The sequence below is a fragment of the Chroococcidiopsis sp. SAG 2025 genome, assembly GCF_032860985.1.
Lineage (GTDB): Bacteria > Cyanobacteriota > Cyanobacteriia > Cyanobacteriales > Chroococcidiopsidaceae > Chroococcidiopsis.
In genome coordinates, this window is record NZ_JAOCNC010000001.1 from 3931572 (window position 1) to 3954767 (window position 23196).

The 23196-nt window shown below is 46.0% G+C and carries 21 protein-coding genes and 1 pseudogene; 11 read left to right on the forward strand and 11 right to left on the reverse strand.

Going from position 1 to position 23196, the window contains the following annotated elements; all coding sequences use genetic code 11:
- Positions 1-25 precede the first annotated feature (25 nt).
- Positions 26-595: a chemotaxis protein CheW gene (locus N4J56_RS19020; RefSeq protein ID WP_317107865.1), complete on the forward strand. Its 570-nt coding sequence runs from the start codon at positions 26-28 to the stop codon at positions 593-595.
- 122 nt (positions 596-717) lie between these two features.
- The gene (locus tag N4J56_RS19025) at positions 718-3576 is read left to right on the forward strand and encodes a methyl-accepting chemotaxis protein (RefSeq protein WP_317107866.1); all 2859 of its coding nucleotides are present in this window, start codon (positions 718-720) and stop codon (positions 3574-3576) included.
- 3 nt (positions 3577-3579) lie between these two features.
- Here the strand turns inward: N4J56_RS19025 and N4J56_RS19030 are convergent, their stop codons facing one another.
- Positions 3580-3732 (reverse strand): hypothetical protein, encoded by a 153-nt coding sequence (locus N4J56_RS19030; protein ID WP_317107867.1) that lies wholly within the window; start codon positions 3730-3732, stop codon positions 3580-3582.
- On the opposite strand from N4J56_RS19030, the gene N4J56_RS19035 reads away from it, so the two are divergent.
- The 4 genes from N4J56_RS19035 (at position 3731) to N4J56_RS19050 (ending at position 10091) form a co-directional block, all read left to right on the forward strand.
- On the forward strand, positions 3731-6868 hold the full coding sequence (locus N4J56_RS19035) for a hybrid sensor histidine kinase/response regulator (protein ID WP_317107868.1): 3138 nt from the start codon (positions 3731-3733) through the stop codon (positions 6866-6868). The genes N4J56_RS19030 and N4J56_RS19035 overlap by 2 nt on opposite strands.
- A gap of 155 nt (positions 6869-7023) precedes the next feature.
- Positions 7024-7191 (forward strand): hypothetical protein, encoded by a 168-nt coding sequence (locus N4J56_RS19040; RefSeq protein WP_317107869.1) that lies wholly within the window; start codon positions 7024-7026, stop codon positions 7189-7191.
- A gap of 43 nt (positions 7192-7234) precedes the next feature.
- Complete coding sequence (gene clpX / locus N4J56_RS19045; RefSeq protein ID WP_317107870.1) at positions 7235-8497, forward strand: ATP-dependent protease ATP-binding subunit ClpX; 1263 nt, start codon at positions 7235-7237, stop codon at positions 8495-8497.
- Between the two features lie 301 nt (positions 8498-8798).
- Positions 8799-10091, forward strand: a complete 1293-nt coding sequence (locus N4J56_RS19050) for a HAMP domain-containing sensor histidine kinase (RefSeq protein WP_317107871.1) — start codon at positions 8799-8801, stop codon at positions 10089-10091.
- A 190-nt stretch (positions 10092-10281) separates the two neighbouring features.
- On the opposite strand, the gene N4J56_RS19055 is transcribed toward N4J56_RS19050, so the two are convergent.
- The 5 genes from N4J56_RS19055 to N4J56_RS19075 form a co-directional block, all read right to left on the reverse strand.
- Positions 10282-10449: a metallothionein gene (locus N4J56_RS19055; protein ID WP_071925448.1), complete on the reverse strand. Its 168-nt coding sequence runs from the start codon at positions 10447-10449 to the stop codon at positions 10282-10284.
- 155 nt (positions 10450-10604) lie between these two features.
- A complete protein-coding gene (locus N4J56_RS19060; protein WP_317107872.1) occupies positions 10605-11096 on the reverse strand; it encodes a YajQ family cyclic di-GMP-binding protein in 492 nt (163 codons plus the stop codon).
- An 85-nt stretch (positions 11097-11181) separates the two neighbouring features.
- Complete coding sequence (locus N4J56_RS19065) at positions 11182-11601, reverse strand: MAPEG family protein (protein WP_317107873.1); 420 nt, start codon at positions 11599-11601, stop codon at positions 11182-11184.
- Between the two features lie 5 nt (positions 11602-11606).
- Complete coding sequence (locus N4J56_RS19070) at positions 11607-12119, reverse strand: DNA-processing protein DprA (protein ID WP_015156156.1); 513 nt, start codon at positions 12117-12119, stop codon at positions 11607-11609.
- Positions 12120-12458: 339 nt separating this feature from the next.
- A complete protein-coding gene (locus tag N4J56_RS19075; RefSeq protein WP_317107874.1) occupies positions 12459-12986 on the reverse strand; it encodes a PadR family transcriptional regulator in 528 nt (175 codons plus the stop codon).
- A 158-nt stretch (positions 12987-13144) separates the two neighbouring features.
- On the opposite strand from N4J56_RS19075, the gene N4J56_RS19080 reads away from it, so the two are divergent.
- Positions 13145-13525 (forward strand): monooxygenase family protein, encoded by a 381-nt coding sequence (locus N4J56_RS19080; RefSeq protein WP_317107875.1) that lies wholly within the window; start codon positions 13145-13147, stop codon positions 13523-13525.
- Positions 13526-13532: 7 nt separating this feature from the next.
- Here the strand turns inward: N4J56_RS19080 and N4J56_RS19085 are convergent, their stop codons facing one another.
- The gene (locus N4J56_RS19085; RefSeq protein ID WP_317107876.1) at positions 13533-14627 is read right to left on the reverse strand and encodes a phosphotransacetylase family protein; all 1095 of its coding nucleotides are present in this window, start codon (positions 14625-14627) and stop codon (positions 13533-13535) included.
- A gap of 93 nt (positions 14628-14720) precedes the next feature.
- Between N4J56_RS19085 and N4J56_RS19090 the strand changes: the two genes are divergently transcribed.
- Positions 14721-14867 carry a hypothetical protein gene (locus N4J56_RS19090; RefSeq protein WP_317107877.1) on the forward strand — a complete coding sequence of 49 codons (147 nt, stop codon included), beginning with the start codon at positions 14721-14723 and terminating at the stop codon, positions 14865-14867.
- Between the two features lie 21 nt (positions 14868-14888).
- Here the strand turns inward: N4J56_RS19090 and N4J56_RS19095 are convergent, their stop codons facing one another.
- Positions 14889-15041, reverse strand: a complete 153-nt coding sequence (locus N4J56_RS19095) for an ion channel (protein ID WP_317107878.1) — start codon at positions 15039-15041, stop codon at positions 14889-14891.
- A 190-nt stretch (positions 15042-15231) separates the two neighbouring features.
- Between N4J56_RS19095 and N4J56_RS19100 the strand changes: the two genes are divergently transcribed.
- A complete protein-coding gene (locus N4J56_RS19100) occupies positions 15232-17382 on the forward strand; it encodes a polyribonucleotide nucleotidyltransferase (RefSeq protein WP_410500356.1) in 2151 nt (716 codons plus the stop codon).
- Between the two features lie 171 nt (positions 17383-17553).
- On the opposite strand, the gene N4J56_RS19105 is transcribed toward N4J56_RS19100, so the two are convergent.
- Positions 17554-18369, reverse strand: coding sequence for an EAL domain-containing protein (locus N4J56_RS19105; RefSeq protein ID WP_317107880.1), 816 nt, complete (start codon positions 18367-18369; stop codon positions 17554-17556).
- The gene (locus tag N4J56_RS19110) at positions 18306-20168 is read right to left on the reverse strand and encodes a diguanylate cyclase domain-containing protein (protein ID WP_317107881.1); all 1863 of its coding nucleotides are present in this window, start codon (positions 20166-20168) and stop codon (positions 18306-18308) included. Before N4J56_RS19110 ends, N4J56_RS19105 begins: the two co-directional genes overlap by 64 nt.
- Before the next feature lie 215 nt (positions 20169-20383).
- Between N4J56_RS19110 and N4J56_RS19115 the strand changes: the two genes are divergently transcribed.
- Positions 20384-21049 carry a gamma-glutamylcyclotransferase gene (locus N4J56_RS19115; protein ID WP_410500538.1) on the forward strand — a complete coding sequence of 222 codons (666 nt, stop codon included), beginning with the start codon at positions 20384-20386 and terminating at the stop codon, positions 21047-21049.
- Positions 21050-21357: 308 nt separating this feature from the next.
- Here N4J56_RS19115 and N4J56_RS19120 read toward each other — a convergent pair whose 3' ends face one another.
- Entirely contained in the window at positions 21358-22494 is a 1137-nt protein-coding gene (locus N4J56_RS19120) for an IS4 family transposase (RefSeq protein WP_410500401.1), read from the reverse strand.
- Positions 22495-22676: 182 nt separating this feature from the next.
- On the opposite strand from N4J56_RS19120, the pseudogene N4J56_RS19125 reads away from it, so the two are divergent.
- Positions 22677-23195, forward strand: a pseudogene (locus N4J56_RS19125) (GNAT family N-acetyltransferase).
- The last annotated feature ends 1 nt before the right edge of the window (position 23196 follow it).

Genomic DNA, 23196 nt, shown 5'->3' on the forward strand with positions numbered 1-23196 from the left:
ACCTAACGTGTGAGGCGAGACAATTATGGTATCCAAGTCACCAAAGTTAGACTCCCAGGAGGCATCACCAGAAAGAGTAACTTTCACCGATGCTGACGAGCAATTTCTGCGCTTTTACCTCGAACTAGACACAGCAGCCTTGCTTCCTGTGACTCAGTTGCTAGAAATCTTGAAGCTATCTGCGGAACAGATCGTCCCGATCCCGCACATGCCAAGTTGGGTTATGGGAGTTTACAACTGGCGGGGTGAAATTCTCTGGATGGTCGATTTAGCTGAATTAGTCGGACTGACTGCTGGCGATCGCTACCAAACCAGCAACGTTCCAACTTATACAGCAGTTGTCTTGCAAGCTAACCTCTGCGATCGCCTACCCGCACCGACAGCAGAAACCCAAACAATCGGTTTAGTCATAGAGCGAATTGACGACATCGAGTGGTGCAATCCAGATACAATCCAACCGCCGCCATTTACTGCCGTTTCCACTCCCTTTGCTCCCTTCGTGCGCGGATATAAGTTAAGCGGCGATAGCGAAATGACAGCAATTTTATCGGTCAAAGCGATCGCTGCTGCTGTCAGTTGTCAGTTATCAGTATAGAGACGTTACATGTAACGTCTGTACAAAGTTATCAGTGCGTGGTGCGTGGTGCGTAACTAATTTCTCCTTCAGCTCCCGATCGCTCCCTCTGCTCTCTTCTCTACAGCCATGAGGTAAATTTCATGTCGCAGTCAACTCTCAAGCTCGAGCCGCCAAACCCCGATCGCGATCGAATCTCGCCTCAGTGGGAACGAGTTTCGGCAGTAGCGCCAGATTCACCTGAAAAAGCGAGCCAATTGCCATCAGCTCAATTGCCATCAACAAAGCCAAACTCGCCTTGGCAGTTTTCACTATCAAGGGGTCTGCGTTTCTGGAAAGGTTTGAGTTTGCAACATAAAGCAACAATTTTGGCGATCGCGATCGGTGCTATTCCAGTCGCAACTGTTGGCGGCGTTGCCTATACCATAGCCAATAGTTCCCTAGAGCAGCAAATTATTGCCGAGCAGGAAAACCGCACGCTTGATGTTCGGCGCGGCATTGGCATGGCGACGCAGCAAATCATCGATGATGCAGAGACAATTAGTAATTCTCCCATGTTGGCAAATTCTAAGCTGAGGGCAGCGTCAACTGAAGGGCAGAAAGTTGCGTTGTTAGATAGCTTTGTCGAGGCACGTAACGGTAGATATGACAGTATCGTCGTGTTCGACCTCAAAGGAAATTTAATCTTTCAATCCAAGTCAACGCAGCCGTTTAAGCGCACGGAAAACTATAGCGATCGTGAATATTTTCGGCGGGCGATCGCGACTGGAACTCCCGCAGTTAACAATCCTAAAATTGCCCCTACCTCCGGCAAAATTAGTTTAGAAGTTGCAGCTCCAATTAAAGATATAGAAACAAATAAGCTCGTAGGAGTTGTTCGCTTGCGGATGCCGTTGACTCATCTGAACGAAACCTTTGAGTATATTGAAGCGCAAGGATGGGAATACAAACTGATCGGCGCTGACGGAAATATTTTTGCGGCTGATGAAATTGGGCTAGTCGGGCATTACATGGCAGAAGATTTTCGCGATTTGCCGCATTTGCGTGCCAAGGTTTTAGCGCTTGCCTCTACAGATCGACCCAGGCATGAAGACAAGTTAATTTCAACTCAAGTAGCATGGGACAAAAACGATGGTGAGAATGCACTGATGAGCTTCACGCCGATCGGTCAGTTGGATGGATTACCAGAACCAGGTTGGGGATTGGTGGTTTCTCGTCCGGTCGATCGCGCCTTTGCACCTTTACTAGAACTACGCCGAGTTCTCTGGTTGGGAACTGGAGTAGCCGCCGTATCGATCGCCGCGATCGCCGCAGTTTTGGCTAAGCGGGCAACTCATCCAATTCTGAATGCTGCTAAGGCTGTGGCTCAAATTGGTTTAGGTAAGTTAGATACTCGTTTGGCAGTTCGTGGTACGGCTGAAATGGCTGTTTTAGAAACTAGCATCAATAGCATGGCAAAGCAGCTAGAGGAACTCGTGCAGCTTAAAGCAGCAGAAGCAAGGCGATCGCAATTACTCAAAGATATTACCGTGAAGATTGGTAGCGTTATCGACTGCCCAGCTATTCTCAACACTGCCGTTGCCGAAACCCGCAGCGCTTTGCTAACCGACCGCGCGATTGTCTACTGGTTTGATGGCGATCGCAATGGTAGCGTCGTTGTCGAAGCAGCAAGCGCAGGTATAACTCGCATACTGGGTAAAAACATCGCCAACTATGCCCTAGAACAATACACACAGTACCAAAAAGGACAAGTTGAAGTAATTTCTCATATACGATCGGCAGATACGAGCGATGAGTACTGGCAACAACTGACAGCACTTGCCGTCAAATCCAGTCTAGCCGCACCAATTTTGTTCGGCGATCGCTGTGTGGGTTTGCTAGTCGTCCATCAGTGTAACGTTCCGCGTCACTGGCAGAAAGTAGAGGTTGATTTCTTTGCCCAGATTGCAACTCAAATAGGATTGGCGTTAGAGCGTGCCGATCTTTTAGAACAACAGAAAAATGCCAAAGAACAGTTGCAAAGACGAGCGTTGGATTTGCTGATTGAAGTCGATCCCATTAGTCAAGGCGACCTCACGATCCGTGCCAGAGTCACAGAAGATGAAATCGGCACGATCGCTGACTCCTATAACTCCACAGTCGAAAGCTTGCAAGAAATTGCGGTACAGGCACAAACAGCCGCCAAACAAGTCGATGCAGCCATTAACAGTAACGAGCCGTTAATCCAAGCCCTCTCGCAAGGAGCTTGGCAGCAATCAACAGAAATTGTCACTGCTTTGGAACGCATTCAGGCGATGGCTGATTCTGCCCATACTGTTGCAGATAACGCCAAACGCGCGGAGATAGACGTGCGCCAAGCGATGGAGACAGTCGCATCTGGCGATATAGCAATGGATCGAGCCGTAGATGGAATGCTGACAATTCGGGGAACTGTGGCTGAAACCGTCAAGAAGATCAAATGTTTGGGAGAGTCATCGCAAAAGATTTACAAAGTGGTAAATTTGATCGCTCACTTTGCCGAGCGGACTAGCTTGCTCGCCATGAATGCTTCGATTGAAGCAGCGCGAGCAGGAGAAGAAGGACGCGGTTTTGCGGCTGTTGCCGATGAAGTGCGATCGCTAGCCCGACAATCAGCCAAAGCAACGGCAGAAATTGAAAAGCTCGTCTCGGGAATTCAACGGGAAACCAATGAAGTTGCTACAGCAATGGCAATTGGCACGGAACAGGTAGCGGTTGGGACTCAACTCGTCAACGATACCCGCCAGAGTTTGAACCACATTACCACCGCCAGCGATCGCATTCATCAACTCGTAGGAGCAATTGCCCAAGCTGCGATCGAGCAATCTCAAGATTCAGAAGCAGCCACGACAACCATTGCCACAGTCGCCGCGATCGCCGAAACCACATCCCTAACTGCAACCGAAGTCTCCGCTTCCTTCCAACAATTATCAACCGTCGCGCGATCGCTCCAAGCCAGCGTCGGTCAATTCAAAGTTAGTTAGTGGCTAGTGGCTGGTGACTAGTAAATAGGGTGTGGGGTGTGAGGTGTGGGGTGTAGTGAGTGGTTTTTCTCCCCCAACTTCCCCAGCTTCCCCAGCTCCTCCGCTTCCTTGTCTTCCTTGTCTTCCTTGTCCCCTTGTCTTCTTCCCTCTAGTCATGCTAATTACTCCCGACATTCGCGACCAAGCTTACCGTCTGTTTATTGAAGAAGTGCCAGAGCTGCTACAGGAGATTGAAGCAGGCTTGCTCAGTCTGAAGCAAGAGCGCACGAACGAACGCATTCACGATTTGATGCGTGCAGCTCACTCTCTTAAAGGTGGTGCAGCTTGCTTGGATTTAGAGCCAATTAAAATTATTGCCCACCGTTTAGAAGATGTTTTTCGAGCTTTGTACAACCGCTCTGTAGCAATAGATTCAGAGTTAGAAGGTTTATTACTGCAAGCTTACGATTGTCTGCGCGTCCCCCTACTGCAACAAATTACCATCGGCAGCATTGACTGTGCGGCAACATTAGCAGTAGCCGAACCCGTATTTAATCAAATAGAAGAACGTTTAGGAGATGCTTTAGCCCAGATCGATCGCTATATGCCCATGTCCTCAGAACTTGGGGTCGATCTGGTAGCTTCAATCTTTGAAACTGATGTCGTACAAGGACTGGAACGATTGGCGGCTGTGGTCGCCAACCCTCAAGATTTCGAGGTGGCTGGAGAATTACGAGCGCAGGCAGAAGTCTTTGCTGGATTTGCCGAGCTATTGAATCTACCAGGATTTGGAGCGATCGCCCAAACAGCTTTAACCGCAATAGACACCTATCCCGATCGCGCTAGAGAAATTATCCAAGTTGCCCTAGCCGATTTTCATAATAGCAGAGCTGCCGTACTAGCAGGCGATCGCACTAATGGGGGGAGTCCGTCTGCTGCCCTTTGTGCGTTAACAGAAAAAATCGTCGATCTCGTTCCTAACCCAGAACCAGAATTCTCTCCTTTACTAGACGAGCTGTTATTTGGCAACGAGACAGCACCAATAGAAGCAGAGGCGATCGACCCTGGGATCGTTTTCGTGACCGAAGATGATTCTAATTGCGCGATCGAATCAGAAGCTCATTCCCTAACTATCTCGCCTGCGGCAAACTTATCGCCGATTCAGTCCTTATCCCACCCGACTGAAATTTCTCAGAGGAAAATAGAGGGCGATCGCCCTAAAGTAGGAAGTATCAATTCTTACACCGAGGAACCACAAATAGCAACTGCCGTTTCTACGCGGGTAGAACTAAGCCGATTAGAGCGGATGCATAAGCTATTGGGTGAATTAGTCGTCAATCGCAACTCCATTGCGCTGCAAACCGAGCAAACCCAAAACTCAGCCCAAGAGTTGCTCCGCCGTTTCGCTCACTTTCAAGAACTGATCGGTCAGCTAGAGAGGAGAGCTGAGGGTGACAAGGGAGCAGGGAGTCGGGAGCAGGGAGCAGGGGAGAAGAGAGCTGAGAGAGAAAAACTACCAATTACCAATTACCAATTACCAATTACCAACTACCAACTACCAACTACCAACTACCAACTACTACTTACAACTGACTTCGATCCTCTAGAAATGGATCGTTATGGAGCGGTTCACCCTCTATTACAAAGAATTCTAGAAGAGATCGTCCAGTTAGAAGAGGCTGTAGAGGATATTGCTTTATTTGCCGAGCAATCGAGCCAAATATTAGAGCGGAAACAACAAGTTTTTTCCCAACTCCAAGATGAGTTAATGCGAGCGCGAATGCTCCCCTTGGGTGAAGTTCTCAAGCGGTTCTCTCGGATGCTGCGGGATATGTCTCATACTTACTCCAAACCTGTCAATTTGAAGCTGAGAGGGACAGAGGTACAGGTAGAAAAGGCAATTTTGGAAAAACTCTACGACCCGCTGTTGCATTTACTCCGCAATGCCTTTGCTCATGGCATCGAATCGCCTGAGATCCGCCAGCAGCAAGGTAAGCCGGAAAACGGAGAAATTCTGATTTGTGCTTATTACAAAGGCAACCAAACAATTATTGAAGTCAGAGATGACGGTCGGGGTCTAAACCTGGGGCAAATTCGCAGCCGGATCGTAGAGTTGGGTTGGTTGTCGCCAATAGAAGCAGCCAGCGCTTCTAAAGATGAGTTGCTAGGATTTATCTTCGAGCCAGGATTTTCTACCACTCACCACGTTAGCGAACTTTCCGGTCGTGGCATGGGTTTGGATGTTGTCCGTTCTCAACTGCGATCGCTGCGCGGTTCTGTAAGCGTCAGTTCCTTCCCTGGTGAGGGTACGACTTTTACTTTACGCTTGCCTCTCACGCTGACGATCGCGAATTTGGTTGTTTGCTCTACGGGGAAAACTACTGTAGCGTTGCCATCTGACAGCATTGAAAATATTGTCACTACACCAAGCGATCGCATCAATCGCACGGGGACTCAGCAGCTATTACGCTGGCGAGAACACATCATACCAATCCATCGGTTGGCGAATCTTTTAGAATACAACCGTCCAATGTTAGAAGTTGCTAAGTTAGATGTTGCTAACAGCCAATCTTCAATTACAACTACAGTGGAAGAACGGGAATTACCAATGCTTCTACTACGTTGGGAGGGTGAATTATTGGCGCTAGAAGTCGATTGCTTGTTGGCAGAACAAGAACTAGCAATTAAACCTTTTGGATCGCTCGTTTCGCCTCCCAAGTATACCTATGGCTGCACTCTACTAGGAAACGGTAGTTTAGTTCCTGTCATTAATGGAGCTAGCCTTTTAGAATATGTTCTAGAACGGCAACAAAGTACAATTCAGACAACTGAAAGTCAATCAAAAAACAAAGAACAAAAAATCAATAATTTGTGGTGCGATCGAGCAGCAATTGTTCATAAAACCGAACGTCCTACGATTTTAGTTGTAGATGACTCAACTACGATGCGCCAAACGCTAACACTTTCGTTGCAAAAGGCTGGCTATCGAGTTTTATCAGCGCGTGATGGATTAGAAGCACTAGAAAAATTACAGCAATCTCCCACGGTACAACTAGTACTTTGCGATATTGAAATGCCGAATATGAACGGCTTTGAATTTCTCTGTCAGTGGCGACAAGAGCCGCAATTTGCCAAAATTCCCGTGGCTATGCTGACATCACGCAGTAACGACAAACATCGCCGTTTAGCAGCTCAATTAGGTGCTAGCGCCTACTTCACCAAACCGTATATAGAACTTGAGTTTTTGCAAGCACTCAAAAATATTTTCGAGCAAAACGTAGAAGAACAAATGACTTTGCAGCACATCGCCTAGTCAGTGACCAGTGACCAGTGAATAGGAGTCAGGAATAATTTTGACTTTTGACTTTTGACTTTTGACTCTTCCTTATCCCCCTCCTCAAAATTATGCATATCACATATTTAATTTTTTGGACTATGAGCTTCGGCTTTACTTGGATTGGTTGCAAAATGACCGAAGAGATTCATCGACTTGCTATCTGCTTAGCTGGCTCAATTCTACTAATTTGGGGATTTGCGATCGCCCCTGAATCAATGCATTGGTTAGTTGAGGTCTTTTCGATAAGTCTATGCCTATGCGGATTTTTATCGGTAATGGAAAGACAAATTCCTAGTTAAAACATTTCAGTTAATACATTTTAACCCCAAGGAAAAAGTAAATATGCCTGACTACACTTCATTATTAAGATGCTCATTTTGCGGCAAACCCCATACTCAAGTCGATAAGTTGATTTCTGGTACGGGCGTTAACATTTGTAGTGAATGTATCGAACAGTGTCAAGAAGTATTGGATACTTCTCCACCTCAACCTAGTACCCCAAAAACTACGACTAATTCTAACAACTATCACATCCCTAAACCAAGGGAAATAAAACAGTACTTGGACAACCATGTTATCGGTCAGGAACAGGCGAAGAAAGTTCTTTCAGTAGCAGTTTACAATCACTATAAGCGTTTGTCCAGCGATCGCAATGATGTGGCATTGCAAAAGTCAAATATTCTTTTGGTTGGACCAACGGGGAGCGGTAAAACGCTCCTAGCTCAAACTCTAGCACAAGTCATAGACGTACCTTTTGCTGTTGTGGATGCAACAACTTTCACAGAAGCGGGTTACGTCGGAGATGATGTAGAAAACATCCTACTGCGATTGTTACAAGTGGCAGAAATGGATGCAGAAACAGCACAACAAGGAATTATTTATATTGATGAAATTGATAAAATTGCCCGCAAAAGTGAAAACCCCTCTATTACTCGCGATGTATCGGGGGAAGGAGTGCAGCAAGCACTGTTAAAAATATTAGAAGGAACGATCGCTAATGTACCACCACAAGGAGGACGCAAACACCCCTATCAAGAAAGCATCCAAGTTGATACCAAAAATATTCTATTTATCTGCGGCGGCGCTTTTGTCGGAGTGGAAAAACTAGTCGAACAACGGATGGGAAAAAAATCTATGGGGTTCGGGCGATCGTCAGAAAGATCTACAGCAAGGCAAACAGATTATTTATTAAACCATCTGGGAGCGGAAGATTTAGTGAAATTCGGTTTAATTCCAGAACTAATCGGACGATTGCCAGTCGTCACAGTGCTGGAACCTTTAGGAGAAGAAGGACTGATAGCGATTTTAACCGAGCCGCAAAATGCACTTTTGAAACAGTATCAAAAGCTATTACAAATGGATAACGTTCAACTTGAGTTTGAATTAGATGCTGTCCGCGCGATCGCCCAAGAAGCATATCGGCGTAAAACTGGTGCAAGAGCCTTGAGGGGAATTGTAGAAGAGCTAATGCTAGATATCATGTACGAACTTCCCTCTCGCCCAGATTTAGATCGCTGCACCATCTGTAAAGCAATGGTAGAAAAACACTCTTCTGCCGATCTTCTCATTCATCCTACAGCCTTCTTTCAACCGGAAATAGCTTAGTTGGTTGATGGTTGATGGTTGATGGTTGATGGTTGTTGGTTGTTGGTTAAGGGTTGACTGATAACTTTGTAGAGACGTTACATATAACGTCTCTACATTGCTCGTGCGCTCGTGCGCTCCCTGATAACTGACAACTGATTTTGTCCTAAGTTTGTTACTTTTTTCTGTTTTATTTGAATTACTAAGCAATTTAGTATTAGTTGATAATAAATCTTCATCAAAAGCGTTGGCTTTGTCAATGTTGCAATGTCGATTATTCTGCTGCATCCTTTCTTGAAGCCTATGGCTTCTATCTTTAGGTATGGTTCCTCAAACAAAGTTCAAATATTCCTATAAACGTATATTATTTGCTTACCTAGCAGCAACGGCAGCTATTTTAGGAGGGTTTTCCCTGACGACATACAACTCAATTGGTAATGCTCTAAAGAAACAATCGGACGATCGCCTCTTGACTTTGGCACAAGCTGCAATTCCGAGTTTTGAAATAGTGAAATCTCAAAATCGGCAAAACCTACAAGAGTTTCCTTGGCGCAAACTTTTTGCTGCTAAAACCCAAAATTGGGAATGGTTCGACGCTGATGGTAAATTACTTTTGCGTCAAGGAAATCGCTTTCCTTCTCTTCCACTCTCCCGAAATGTCTTCCATTCTCGCTGGCAACCAATCGTACCTATTTTCCAACAGCAGGGAGAATTACGGATTGCCACCATTGCAGTCTATGTCAGCGATCCAAAGCTGAAAACGCTACATCTAGAAGGATATATTCGGGTGAGCGAATCTACGCAGCCATTAGAATTGATTTTGACTCGGCTGCGGCTATGGCTCGGCTGTCAGGGAATCGCTATTTTATTTATCTTTAGTATCAGTGGCGTTCACCTCAGTCAGTGGAACTCTCAGCCGCTACAACAAAGCTTTCGACAGCTCAAACAGACTGTTACGAATATCTCTCATTATCTCCGCCATCCATTGACGCGAATTACCCTAGCGATCGCACTGCTAGCAGGAGAAGCAGAATCAGCACTACCACTCGATCGGCAAAAACTAACGATCGTTGCTAACGCTACTGACGAACTAGAGCATCTAGTGGAAGATTTACTGATTTTGACTCGGAGCGAGGTAGCTTTTTTACCAACTGAGTTAGAGACAATAAATATTCGCTTAGAAGAACTGCTTTTACCTCTATTAGAACAATTCGATGCCCGTGCTACGTCCCAAGGTATTGCTTTTCAAGCTCAATTGCTACCTGGTTTATCTGTGCGGGGAGATCCAATTCATTTGAGTCGTTTATTCTCAAATTTACTGGAGAACGCGATCGCTTATACGGAAAAAGGAGGTAGTATTTCTCTCGCAGTACGCAAGTCTAAACGCAAAGCGATCGTGTCAGTGGAAGATACAGGCATTGGTATTCCACCAGAGCATCATGCTTCAATATTTCAGTGGTTTTGGCGCTCCGAACAAGCGCAACAACAGCAAAAGGGTTTGGGATTGGGTTTGGCAATTGCTCAAGCAATTGTGAAGCAGCACGGAGGGGAAATAGCTGTTAAAAGCCAAGTGAACGTTGGTAGTTGTTTTCAGGTGATTCTACCCTTACTTTAATAAAAGTAGTTTTATAAAACAAATCTGTGGAAATCCTTCCCTCGGATGCTTATTTTTTGGATCTGGTCCTAGCAAAATAGCCTCCCAAATTAATTAAGAGTAGAAAACTTTCATTTCCTACTCCCTTTTAACACAGTAATGGAAGCTACTAGATATGTAATGTTTATACAACCCGAAATTCAAAATCAGATCAGCCGCAACCGCAACCAGTGTGACCGCAGCCACTACTACCATCGGGATGACCGCTAGCACAGGCTTCGCTACAGTAAGCCTTGCCATCTTTTTGAATCGCGTCCTCTAGGGAAACAACGCACAAGCAATTGTCACAAGCACATTTCATTGAAGTTACTGTCGTCATAGTTTTAATCCTATTCACCTCTCCTATCAAGATAACATATGAACATATATTCAGGTGTTTTTTAAAAAAAGTTCACCTTGGTTGTCGCCGAGAGAAGAACTGATTCCTTAAAATCGCACCGACGCAAACCAAGTTTGACTTTTGACTTTTGACTTTTATCGATAATTGGTAAACTGTAGAGCCACGGGATAATCTTCTTGCTTCAAGCGTCCCATTACAGCTTGCAAGTCATCTTTAGATTTCGCCGACACCCGTACAGCATCACCTTGAATTGAAGCTTGCACTTTTTTAAACTCATCGCGGATCGATTTAGAGATTTGTTTGCTAATTTCTTGACTGATGCCCTTCTTGAGCTTAATTTCTTGCCGGACGCGGTTACCACTAGCAGATTCCACTTTGCCGAAATCGAAAATTTTCTGAGATAATTGACGCTTTGCAGCTTTTTCGCGCAGTATAGTATGAACGGATTCCAGCGTAAATTCGCTATCGGTGTTGACAGTAATCGTATCTTCACCTAACTCTACTGTCGTTTGAGTATCTTTGAGATCGTAACGGCTTTTAATATCGCGGCTAGTCTGATCGACAGCATTAACTAGTTCTTGGCGATCGAAGTCGCTGACAATATCGAAGGAAAAAGTAGAAGCCATAAGAGGGTGGTGCGTGGTGCGTGAAAAAGGTTCACCGATAACTAACTTTGTAAAGACGTTACATGTAACGTCTCTACACTGGTCACTAATAACTGGTCACTTGTAGGATGCTAGTAACAAACAAGATACCAGAGCAAAGACTGCCGATCGCAAACATCAGCGATCGCGCTAAGGGGATGTTAGCTATGTAGAATATCGAGTAAAACAATCGCACTACCACAAAGGCGATCGCCGCTCCCACAGCCAAGGTAGAATCAACTCCCGTAACATATGCCATCAATGCGGCTGGCGCAAAAATGGTGAAATTCTCAAATGAATTTTGGTGCGCCCACGCTGCTCGTTGTGCGTAGGGTGGTAGCTTGTCAAACATAGCGCGAGGAGCTGCCATATCGTAGCCAGCTTGCACTCGCCCGTAACCGACAAGTAGAAACGGTAAATAAACCAGTACTGCTGCTACTGCAATACAAAAGAGAAAAATTGCTGAAGTAGGGAGTTGTGAGTTCATCTTGGTTAGTCAAGGTAGAACAGCGTCACGATCTTCCTTTGATCTTCTGCCTCTTGGCAAGTTTGCAAAAGCGTGCGGCTATCGTGGAAAGCAAAGCAGATTAGCTGTTGGCAACGAGAAACGATCTCTTGGTTGCATACAGCGCTAGCTTCTGCCAAAGACATTTGGTCGTTTTTGGCGTTTTCTACTAAATGCATCACCTTTTCTAATTGCTGGCGCGATTCTAGGGGTTGACGCTCTAGACTTTGCGGCAGAATTACCGTCAACATATTCGCATCGGCACGCATCGCACCGCGAATAGCGGCTGAGTTCGTCCCCGTCGCACCGGAAGTTATAATCCGATTGCCCGACAGAACCAGAGCGTAGCTCATCATTTCGATTAAGTGCTGATGAGTCAGGGGGACGTGACGCGACCCCAGTAAAGCAATTCGTTTTGCGCCCGTTTGCTGAATTGTTGCCAACTCTTGGGCAAGGGTATCGACATCGGATACATTAATAGACTGGCTCTGCTCGATCAAGGACGTAGGTTCGGATACACAACCTAGTTATTCTAGCAGAGAACAGTTGTTAGTTATCAGTTGTCGTAGGGGCGGGTTTAGCAAGCAGCTTCACGGGCTTTAGCCATAATCTTTGTTCAAAACCCGCCCGTACAGTTGTCAGTTATCAGTTATCAGGGAAGAATGGTAGTTGACAGTTGACAGTTGACAGCGATCGATGGCGAGTAGCAGGAAGTTAGTTAATTATGAATTGCAGTATTACGTTCATGGAGCTTGCTTTCCCGTAGGGGAAACGCCTTGTCGAAGACTAGGGGTAGTGTAGCGCGCAGCGTAAAAGTGCGAATTGCGAATTGTCCCCTGCTATTTAAGTAACTCTATTGCTCTATCAAGCCAAGACAGCCAATGGGTTTCGTAGCTAATACCATTCAGGAGAGTGAGGTATTGAAACTTTTCGGTTTCGGATAGTATTTGCGGATTGCTAAAGTACTTTTGCTCTATAGCTTTGTAGACTGCCAGCTTTTCCTGATGCGCTTTTTGATGACGCTTCAACTCGATCGCGATCGCTTGGGGAGCGAGATAACCTGCAAAAATTTTGACTAATAAATCGTCCTTGATTGGTGAAGGCTCTGAGGGTTCAGCCATCCAAGACTTTAGCTGTTGTTTGCCTATTTCTGTTACATAGTAGAGCTTTTTATCTGGTTTTCCTGTTTGAAGCACTGTTTCGCCTGCAATCCAACCTTGTTGTTCTAGTTTGGATAGTTCTCGATAGATCTGCTGATGGCTTGCTGCCCAGAAGTATCCAACCGAGCCATCAAATTGTTGCGCTAGATCGTACCCGCTTAAGGGAGTATCGATTAGTCTGGCGAGGATCGCGTGCGTTAAAGCCATAATATTTCTTTACTTTGCTTATGCAAAAAAGTGCATATAATAGTAATATATTCAACTAATTGCATATTAACCGATCTGCAATGGCTGTAAAGACGTTACGTGTAACGTCTCTGGTCAAAATTAGTCGATCGACCACTAATCAATGAGGTGATTCTCGTATGAGTTATTCAATCTATCAAGTTGAGTTACCAGGAAACCCCGAAGCGATCGCCTTTGTGAACGGTTTTTTGGCACGCGATCGCGCAGGCTTGATTTGGATGTGGAAAAATCTCTTGTGGATTAAGAACGCAACAGCAACCGCTGAAGGCTGCGTGCAAGTCAAAGCAGGAATTTGCGCTGCTAATGAAGTCGTGATGGTAAGTTATTGGCGATCGCCGCAAAGCTTGCAAGCATTTTTCAAAGGGAAATTTCATCGCCAGATGATGCAATTTGTTGCCAAACATCCTGAGAGTTTGTGTTTATATAACGAGACATATAAACCTACAGCAAGTGGTAAATACTCGCACGAACCGCAGGGAATGGCAACTATTTATGGATAATTTAGATCTAAGGCAAAGCAACAGCAGCGCTAAGGTCGAGTTGAGATAATAAGCGATTAAAGTCAAAATGTTCTGCCATTAACTGACGGATGCATTCAACTTTGAAGGGTTCGTGCAGGCGCACTTGTCCGAACGTGCGATCGACGATTTCTACTGTAGTTAACGTATCGAGATCGACTGAGAGGATGGGAATTTCGAGTTCTTCTGCTTTACTAAGGATAAAAGTTGGTGCGGGAAGCTTGCCCGTTAGAATTAGACATTGAGTAGAACTTTCCAAAGCTGCTAATTGAATTTCAACGCGATCGCCTCCCGTGACGACAGCCATATTTCGCCGCTGTCCGAAATATCTCAACGCTGAGTTGACATTCATTGCTCCAATTGCCAAACTTTCCACCATCAGATCGAGGCGATCGGAACGGCAAAGGACATCTGCTTTTAACTGATTGACTAATTCTCTAACGCTGACACTTCTGAGTAAGCGGTTGCTAGGCAGCATTCCTAAAACTGGAATACTGCGTTTTTCTAGATAAGGACTGACTTCTGCTGCTACAGTTTCCATCTGTTCGAGAGGAATATCATTCAGTAGCACGCCAATTAAGCGATCGCCCAAGCGCCGTCGCGCTGAAATCAAAGGTTCCACAGAAAACGCCGATTTGTAGCGAGACACCAGTAGAATTGAAGCATTGATAATTTCAGCCACTTGCAGCATTCGCAGATCGAACAAACTGCCCTCTTCCAGAGTTCCCGGTCCTTCCAAGACTGTTAAATCGCCTGCCGGAAGTTGCAAATATTGCTTCAGGCGTTCGCGGTAGTCGGTGTTGTCTTCTCCTCGCAAGCGTTTGCCAATGGCATTTTCGTCCAAGGACAAGATTGTGGGAAATACTCGCTGTGGTGGGAGTTTCAGTAGTTTAGTCACAAACTCAACATCAGCATCAGCGATCGCGGCTGTGGTATCTTCACTAAAACAGCTACCCAAAGGTTTGCCGTAGGCAAGATCCAGCCCCATTTGTTGCAATCGATGAGATAGACCTAATACAGTGGCAGACTTACCACTGTAAGTCTCAGTTGAACCAATTAGCAAAAACTTAGCAGCCTTCGACACCCACCCACTCCTAACCCCAGCCAGGGAAACAAATCGACTTTATACTATTTTAATTAAGTAGAACTAAATGAAAGATTTATTTTTGCTAAAGCAATGAAAAGCGGCAAGCGATCGCATTTGACAGCGAGCAGGGAGCAAGGAGCAGGGAGTAGGGAGCAGGGGAAGAGAGCAGAGGAAGCAGAGGAAGCTCCAGGAGATTCAACAATTTCCGACTTACGACTTACGACTTGCGACCAGTGACCAGTTATCTAACAACCAACACTACCCATACCCCACACCAAAAACGGTAATTGTAGTCATGTAAATTGCATCTAACAAATTCCATCCAGCCACTACATAGCCAGTAATGGCGACTAGGATAGTCGCAGCAAAAGCGATCGCCCCTAAGATAATATTTCTAAAAGATGTTTTCACTTAGTTTGTCATTGGTCATTAGTCATTGGTCATTTGTTGACTGACAACTGTTCACTGGTCACTGGTCACTGGTCACTGCTCCCTACTTCCTGCTCGTGCGCTCCCTTCTTCCATGACAACCCACTAGAGGTATATCGGTGCTAGGATTGCGACAGAATCAGAATAGCGATTAAGAAGGACAAAAAACTAAATGGTAGAGATGGATAGGTCAATATCCTTCGATGGAAGGGATATTCGACTTAGAGTAGGTATGTTAGCCCCTCAAGCTGGGGGAGCAGTGTTAATTCAATCAGGCGATACGGCAGTTTTAGTTACCGCAACCCGAAGTACAGCCAGAGAAGGCATTGATTTTCTTCCCCTGACGGTAGATTATGAAGAAAGACTCTACGCTGTCGGTCGAATTCCAGGTGGTTTCTTGCGGCGTGAAGGTCGCCCGCCAGAAAAGGCAATCCTGACTAGCCGCTTGATCGATCGTCCCTTGCGTCCGCTGTTTCCTGGTTGGCTGCGGGACGATCTGCAAGTCGTGGCGACGACTCTGGCAATGGATGAGTTAGTTCCGCCGGACGTGCTAGCGGTAACGGGTGCATCGATGGCGGTGATGCTAGCGCAAATTCCTTTTAATGGACCAATGGCAGCCGTGCGCGTCGGCTTGGTAGGAGATGATTTTATTATTAATCCTACCTATGCTGAAATTAAGGCAGGCGATTTAGATTTGGTCGTGGCGGGTACTCCAGACGGCGTAATTATGGTGGAAGCTGGAGCTAACCAGCTATCAGAACAGGATATGGTTGAGGCGATCGATTTCGGCTACGAAGCCGTGCGAGACTTGATCGCTGCTCAACAAGACTTTCTCAAAGAGTTAGGGGTCGAACCGCCACAAGTCACGCCGCCAGAAGTAGATTCTACTTTAACAGACTTCATCCGCGATCGCGCCCAAACTCAAATCAAACAAATTCTTTCGCAGTTTGAGCTTGACAAAAACAGCCGCGATGCTGCCCTCGATGAAGTCAAAGCAGCTGTTGCCGAGGCGATCGCCGAACTGCCAGAAGAAGATCCGGTAAAGGTTATTACGACTACCGAAAGCAAAGCACTGGGTAACACTTTCAAAGATTTGACCAAGCAATTAATGCGACGGCAAATTATTGAAGATGGCGTGCGGGTTGATGGGCGCAAACTAGACGAAGTACGCCCTGTTTCCTGTAGAGTTGATGTTTTACCCAAGCGGGTTCACGGTAGCGGGTTGTTCAATCGCGGTCTCACGCAGGTTCTCTCGACTTGTACCCTGGGAACACCAGGCGATGCTCAAAACCTGTCTGACGATCTGCAAGAAGACCTAGAAAAACGCTATATCCATCACTACAACTTTCCACCCTTCTCGGTTGGGGAAACAAAACCTCTGCGCGCCCCAGGTCGGCGTGAAATCGGTCACGGAGCGCTAGCAGAACGCGCCATCCTGCCCGTTTTACCATCCAAAGCTGATTTTCCCTACGTCATCCGCGTAGTATCAGAAGTCCTTTCTTCTAACGGTTCTACGTCGATGGGTTCGGTTTGCGGTTCCACTCTTTCCTTGATGGATGCAGGCGTTCCGATTCTCAAACCCGTGAGTGGGGCGGCGATGGGACTAATTAAAGAAGGCTCCGAAGTCCGCGTCCTGACTGATATTCAGGGGATTGAGGATTTTTTAGGCGACATGGACTTTAAAGTGGCTGGGACAGACACGGGAATTACTGCCCTGCAAATGGACATGAAAATTTCTGGGCTACCCATAGAAACGATCGAACAAGCCATTGACCAAGCGCGTCCCGCACGGATGCACATTCTCGAAAAAATGCTTCAGGCGATCGACCAGCCGCGCAGCGAAATGTCAGCCTTTGCCCCGCGTCTGCTGACAATTAAGATCGAGCAAGATCTCATCGGCATGATTATCGGACCTGGTGGCAAGACAATTAAAGGGATCACCGAAGAAACTGGAGCCAAAATCGATATTGAAGACGATGGCACGGTGACTATCTCTGCAGTGGATGAGAGCAAGGCGAAAAAAGCTCGTAACATCATCCAGGGAATGACCCGCAAGCTACAAGAAGGAGAAGTTTACGCTGGTCGCGTGACTCGAATTATTCCCATTGGCGCGTTTGTGGAATTTTTGCCTGGAAAAGAAGGCATGATCCACATTTCTCAACTGGCTGACTATCGTGTAGGGAAAGTTGAAGACGAAGTTACAGTTGGTGATGAAGTGATTGTCAAAGTCAGAGAGATCGATGGCAAAGGTCGGATCAATCTGACTCGCTTGGGCATTCATCCCGACCAAGCAGCCGCAGCGCGAGAAGCAGCGGTGAAGTAGATCGGAGAACGCGGCTTCATTGGCGACGAGTTCGCCAACCGCCCGCTTCAGGAGACAGGAGACAGGAGACAGAATAATTTGCCGTTATTTGTCTGTGTTTCCTTGCTCTTGCTCTAACGGTTTTTGTCCAAGAGAATAAAGCGCGATCGCCTCATTTGCTTTCGCCTCAATTCACCACCGTGGATTTGTCACGATCAATGCCTCTGCTGCTGACGCTTCTAGTGGCATAGAGAAAAAATATCCCTGTCCGTATCCACAGTTTAACTCTCTCAACCGGGCTAATTGCTCTGCTGTTTCTACTCCTTCTGCTGTCACGTCTACGTCAAGCTTTTGGGCAAGCGTCACGATTGTTTCAGTGATTTCTAGACTGACCGCACTAGTCCCGATATTGCTAACAAAAGAGCGATCGATTTTTAACATATCGATCGCAAAGCGGTGAAGACGACCTAAAGATGAATAGCCAGTGCCAAAGTCGTCAACGAGCAGCCGAATTCCCATAGCTCCGAGTTGTGAGAGCATGGCACTTGCCGCTTCATGATTCTGCATAATCGCATTTTCTGTAATCTCTAGCTGTAGACTAGACGCATCTAGATCGGTCTCCTGTAGGACTTGGTTGATGTGCTGTAGCAGCTCAGCTTGCCCAAACTGAGGACTACCAAGATTGACGTTAATGGTTAAGGATTGGATTGCTCTTGAGGAATCACTCGCGGCGCTTTCCTCGTCGGCTGGGCTAGATAAGAATTGCTCTTGCCACTGTTGGAGCTGGCGACAAGCTTCCCGCAGCACCCACCGATCTAGAGCAAGACCTAGCCCGATTTCTTCTGCAATGGACATGAACTCGGTTGGGTAAACAAGACCTCGATTTGGATGCTGCCAGCGTATTAGCGCCTCAAAGCCTACAATTCTACCAGTTTGCAGCGATATTATTGGCTGATAGTGAATCCGAAACTCCTGACGCTCAATCGCTCGTCGCAGCTCCGTTTCCATCTGCAAGCTGCGACGGCGCGATTGCGCATCTCTGGGTTGAAGATCTCGTATCGCGCTTTACCTAAGCTCTTGGCTCGGTACATAGCGATGTCAGCGTCGCGCAGTAGGTCTTCTGGCTGGTTGTTACTTGTCGTTCTCAGGACAATGCCAATACTTGCTGTAGTAAATACCTCTTGCCCGCCTAAATTGAAGGGCAATGTCAGTTGGGCCTGTATCCGTTCTGCGACTTGGATAGTGTCGCCGATGTCATCAATATCCTCAAGCAAGATTGTGAATTCATCTCCCCCAAGTCTCGCCGCCGTATCTGTAGGACGTATGCAAGCTTCTAGTCTTCTAGCAATAGCAATGAGAAATTCGTCCCCAAGTGTATGCCCAAGACTATCATTTATGACCTTAAAACGATCTAAGTCAAGGAAGAGGACAGCAAAAAGATAATCTTCATCTCGTTTACTATGTTCCACCGCACGCTCTAGGCGATTCATGAATAAAGATCGATTGGGTAGACCTGTGAGGGCATCGTGAAACACATTGTGTAGCAGTTGCTCCTCTGCGTGCTTGCGCTCTGTAATATCTCGACAAATTACGTGCAACTCCGTAGGCATTCCATCTTCGTCAAATAGCAGTTGGCTGCGTTCGCGAACCCATACAACCGACCCATCTTTACGAATTTTTCGTAGTTCATTTTCACTAGTGACCAACCTTTCCCTCAAAACTCTATCCAACCATTGTTGAGCCAATTGCCAATCAGGTTGGTAAATCGTCAGCCAAATTGGTCTGCCGATCAACTCTTGTTTGCGGTAGCCTAGAAAATCGGCACCAATCTGATTGATCGATCTAATAATTCCATTAACTGCGATCGAGGCATAGGAATCGGGAGCAGAATCGTACAAATTTTGATATTGTTGCTGACTCTCTCGCAGTGACGCTTCTACTCGCTGGCGTTCTGTAACCGCAGCACCCACAAGCAAACCCGTGTATGAAACTGTCATCAAGCAAAACTGTAAGGCTAATGTATTATTCCCAGAGCGAATGTAAACCAGAAGCGTGACACCAATATTGATGACTAAAACTGCCAGCACTGCTCGCTCGAATCCATGCCGCACAGCAATCCAAATCAACGGCAAAAACACAAAATAGCTGTACTCTAAAGATAATCCTGGCGGAAATCCATAGCCGAGCCAGATGGCGACAATTAAAGCAATCAGATCTGTGCTGCACTCCAGTACCGTTTGACTCCTCAACCGATCTGGGTGGATCTGCTGCGTCGGTCTTTCTTGAGTAACCTGCCACTTAGCCTCAGATACTATGCGTAACAAAAGCAAAAGCGGCGGCGCTAACATTGCAATGCCAGTAGCCTCTCCAGCCCATTCGCGGATGACTTGTACCGTCCATTGAGACCAAGAAAGACTGCTAGCTGCCGCTAACGTCGTTACATATAGCCCAGAAACTACGAGCGATGTAATAAAAGTGACAATAGCAAAGCTAAAAACGTCACGAAAACGGCGGAGGTATGGATCGATATGTAACTTGTGCAGCAACAAAGCACTGGCTAGACTGTAGCCTAGCATTATCCAGATAGCACAGAGCAACACGTATAACGGAGCAATGTTTAGTGGACTCACCACTAACATATGTAGCAACGGGATGAGCAGCAACTCAGGAGTATAGCGCAGACCAAACCCCAACAAAAGCACGAAGTGAAGTCCGGCTGATGGTTCCCAAGGGCTGATCGCTGCCGCCGTGTCAAAGACAGCGGCTAATTCTTCTAGACCTAGCCCAGCTAAAACGTAAACCGCCACAAGCAGTAGAGTACGCAGACTTGAGGGGAGATGTCGCAGCCATCTAAATAGTCTTGGGAAAATATGCCAGTTGTTACGCCCTATTCTCACTGCCTCACCCGCTTTCCACTACTTAGATAGTGTAGGGTTCTGTTGGCTAGCTTAAATCTAGCTACTTACGTAGAAACGCTATTGTAGGATGGTTGAAGTCTGAGGCAGTTCTTCTCGCCGTTGCTATGATTCTCACCCGCGCCTATCTCGAATCAGGGCTGCTACAAAAAGCGATCGCTCAATCTAGTTTGGGAAAACACCTGCTGAGCGAGGCAGAGTTGCAGGCATCTATTCAACAAACTTTAGCGCGACAAAAACCCAATTCTGATATTTGGTTGTTTGCATACGGTTCTCTGATTTGGAACCCAATTTTTCATTTTGCTGAATATCGCACTGGGACGATTTACGGTTTGCATCGCCGTTTTTGCCTCTGGACTCCTCTCGGTCGCGGTACGCCGGATAATCCTGGTTTGGTTTTGGGACTCGATCGCGGTGGTAGTTGTCGCGGCATTGCCTACAGAATCGCTGCGGCTCATGTCATGTCGGAATTAACGATCGTCTGGCGGCGAGAAATGATTGTTGGTTCCTACGTCCCTACTTGGGTCAAGTTTTATCACGATAAGCAAGTTGTAGAGGCGATCGCGTTTGTTGTCAATCGACATCGTTCGGGTTACGCGGGTAATATTTCTTTTGACGCTACTGTTGATACTCTTGCCACTGCTAAGGGAGAACTCGGTTCTAGTGCTGATTATTTGTTTCAAACTGTGGACGGATTAAATAGTGTCGGAATTAAGGATAAGCCGCTTTTATGTTTGCGCGATCGCGTGATTGCTAAGCAGCAAAAAATTTAATCTTGTACCAAGATAGAACGGAAATGTAGAGACGTTACATGTAACGTCTCTACAAGAATATTTATCGGAGTACAAAATATTTTCCAAGCACAATTGACATGAGTAACATCATTAAAACCCAATACGGTTCATTTAAGGCTACGCTGTGCTGAGGATAAAGAAAATAGGAGGATTGGTTCGGGAGGGGGTGGCTCGATGTCTTGGCTTTTTTGAGCGAAACTTGGATACAGGTTTTTTTACAACTCTGGGATTGGTACGAGAAACTCGTTCAGGTAACAGAGTGTCTAAAATCTCTACAGTTAACCAACTTAAAAAAAGGGGAGTTCTTGTGATTGCAAGCGTTGAAATTTCGGGATAGCACGACGAATAACTCGCAATGTCCCAGTGAAACTCAGACGCAAAGGAGTGATACCCGCGCTCTTTGCAGCTTGAAACATCAATAACCGCACAGCCCAGTGTCCTAACAACCACCCGTAAACTTCCTGCACAACTTCACGCGGTTTTTGAGAGCGAATATGAGTTTTTCGTCCTGATAAATGTACTTTGAGTTCATCAATAGTATTTTCTACTTCCCAGCGTTGATGATATTCAATCGCCAGTAGTTGAGCCGGAAATTTCTCCAATTCCAATAAGCTGGTAATTAAGCGATATCTTAGTTGTTCCTCTGGGTTGTCGGTATTACCAATTGTGTATTCAATCACTCGGACTTGTATGGGCTGGCAAGCTTTTGAGCGGAATTTAGCAGGTGGATAAATCCAACTCAGATAAGAACCATCCGCCAGTGGTTCTTCGCACAAAAACTTGACATTTGCGGGAATTCTTCCTAAATAATCGCTACCAGTTGTGACAGTTGCTTGCACCATTGCATAAGAATGTAACCCTCTGTCCCACATCAACAACATCCCTGAACTCACGGAGCGTAATAATCTTAATGCCCGCACTCGTTCTCCTATTCGATATGGACACATCAATGCATCAAAGATTAAATGTGTTCCTGCTTCTACCAAAATGACTAATCGCAGTTTGGGAAATGCGGCTTGTGTGCCAGGACGGCTGCTCGGACGACCAAAAACTCTCGCATTTTCATCGCTGTCTGGCAGATCGAAGCAAGTCCGATCAATTACCACAATTCGCAATCCATTGAGAAATGCTCCTTTGGTATCGGTGCTAGCCATTGGTCGCACCAGTTGATGGAACAATTGACTCATCACCCTTGGACTTAATCGTTGTCGGGCTTGCGTTATTGCTGATTTACAAAAAACTCGCCAGTATTTCCCCACTTTCACCCATGCTTCGCTCAGCCCATCAATTAAGTTTTTCAGCACATCTCTCATCGAATCTCGTGACCACAGACTCATCGCAATTACCAAACAAATTACCAATTGTGCTGGTAACGAGCGTTTACGTTGTTCACAAACTTTAGTTTTAGCGATCGCTTGCTCGATCTCCGTGGATGGGATGGCTGCCTCTATCGCTTTGAACACATCACTACTTTGTATCGTAGGAGACAACAATGAGAAATCCTTCAGATGCACTACACTCACTTTCCATTCTTGGGAACAATGCTTAATTTACAACACTTTGAGCCTTAACTGAACCGTAGTGAACGAGAACCGATCGCCTCATCATTCGTAGTTGGATTCCTGAAGAGGATGCAAGATCGGCTTTTCAGATCTATAGCGATCCAGAAGTGACGCGATTTCTGATTACGAAAACCAATAGTGTTGAAGACGCAGTTAAACTACTGGAGCGATGGGTATCGTTATCGACTCAACTCAATGGCGGAGGTTTTTGGGCGGTTTTCAATCAGGAAAATCAAGAGATTCTCGGTACAATTATTCTCATTCCCTTGCGAGATGAAGTAGAACAATGGACGCAAGATTATGAAATTGGTTAGCATCTCAAGAAGTCTGCTTGGGGGAATGGATATGCTACGGAAGCAGCAGAGGCAATTCTTGACTATGGATTTAATACTCTAAAATTACCCACAATCTATTCAGTTGCCAGACCAGATAATACAATTTCAATCCGCGTGATGCAAAGATTGGAAATGACACCAATCGGACGGACTAATAAATACTACAAGATGGAACTTGAGATGTTTAAATTAGAAGTAGCCGATTGGATGCATCGCAATTTTCGGTAAC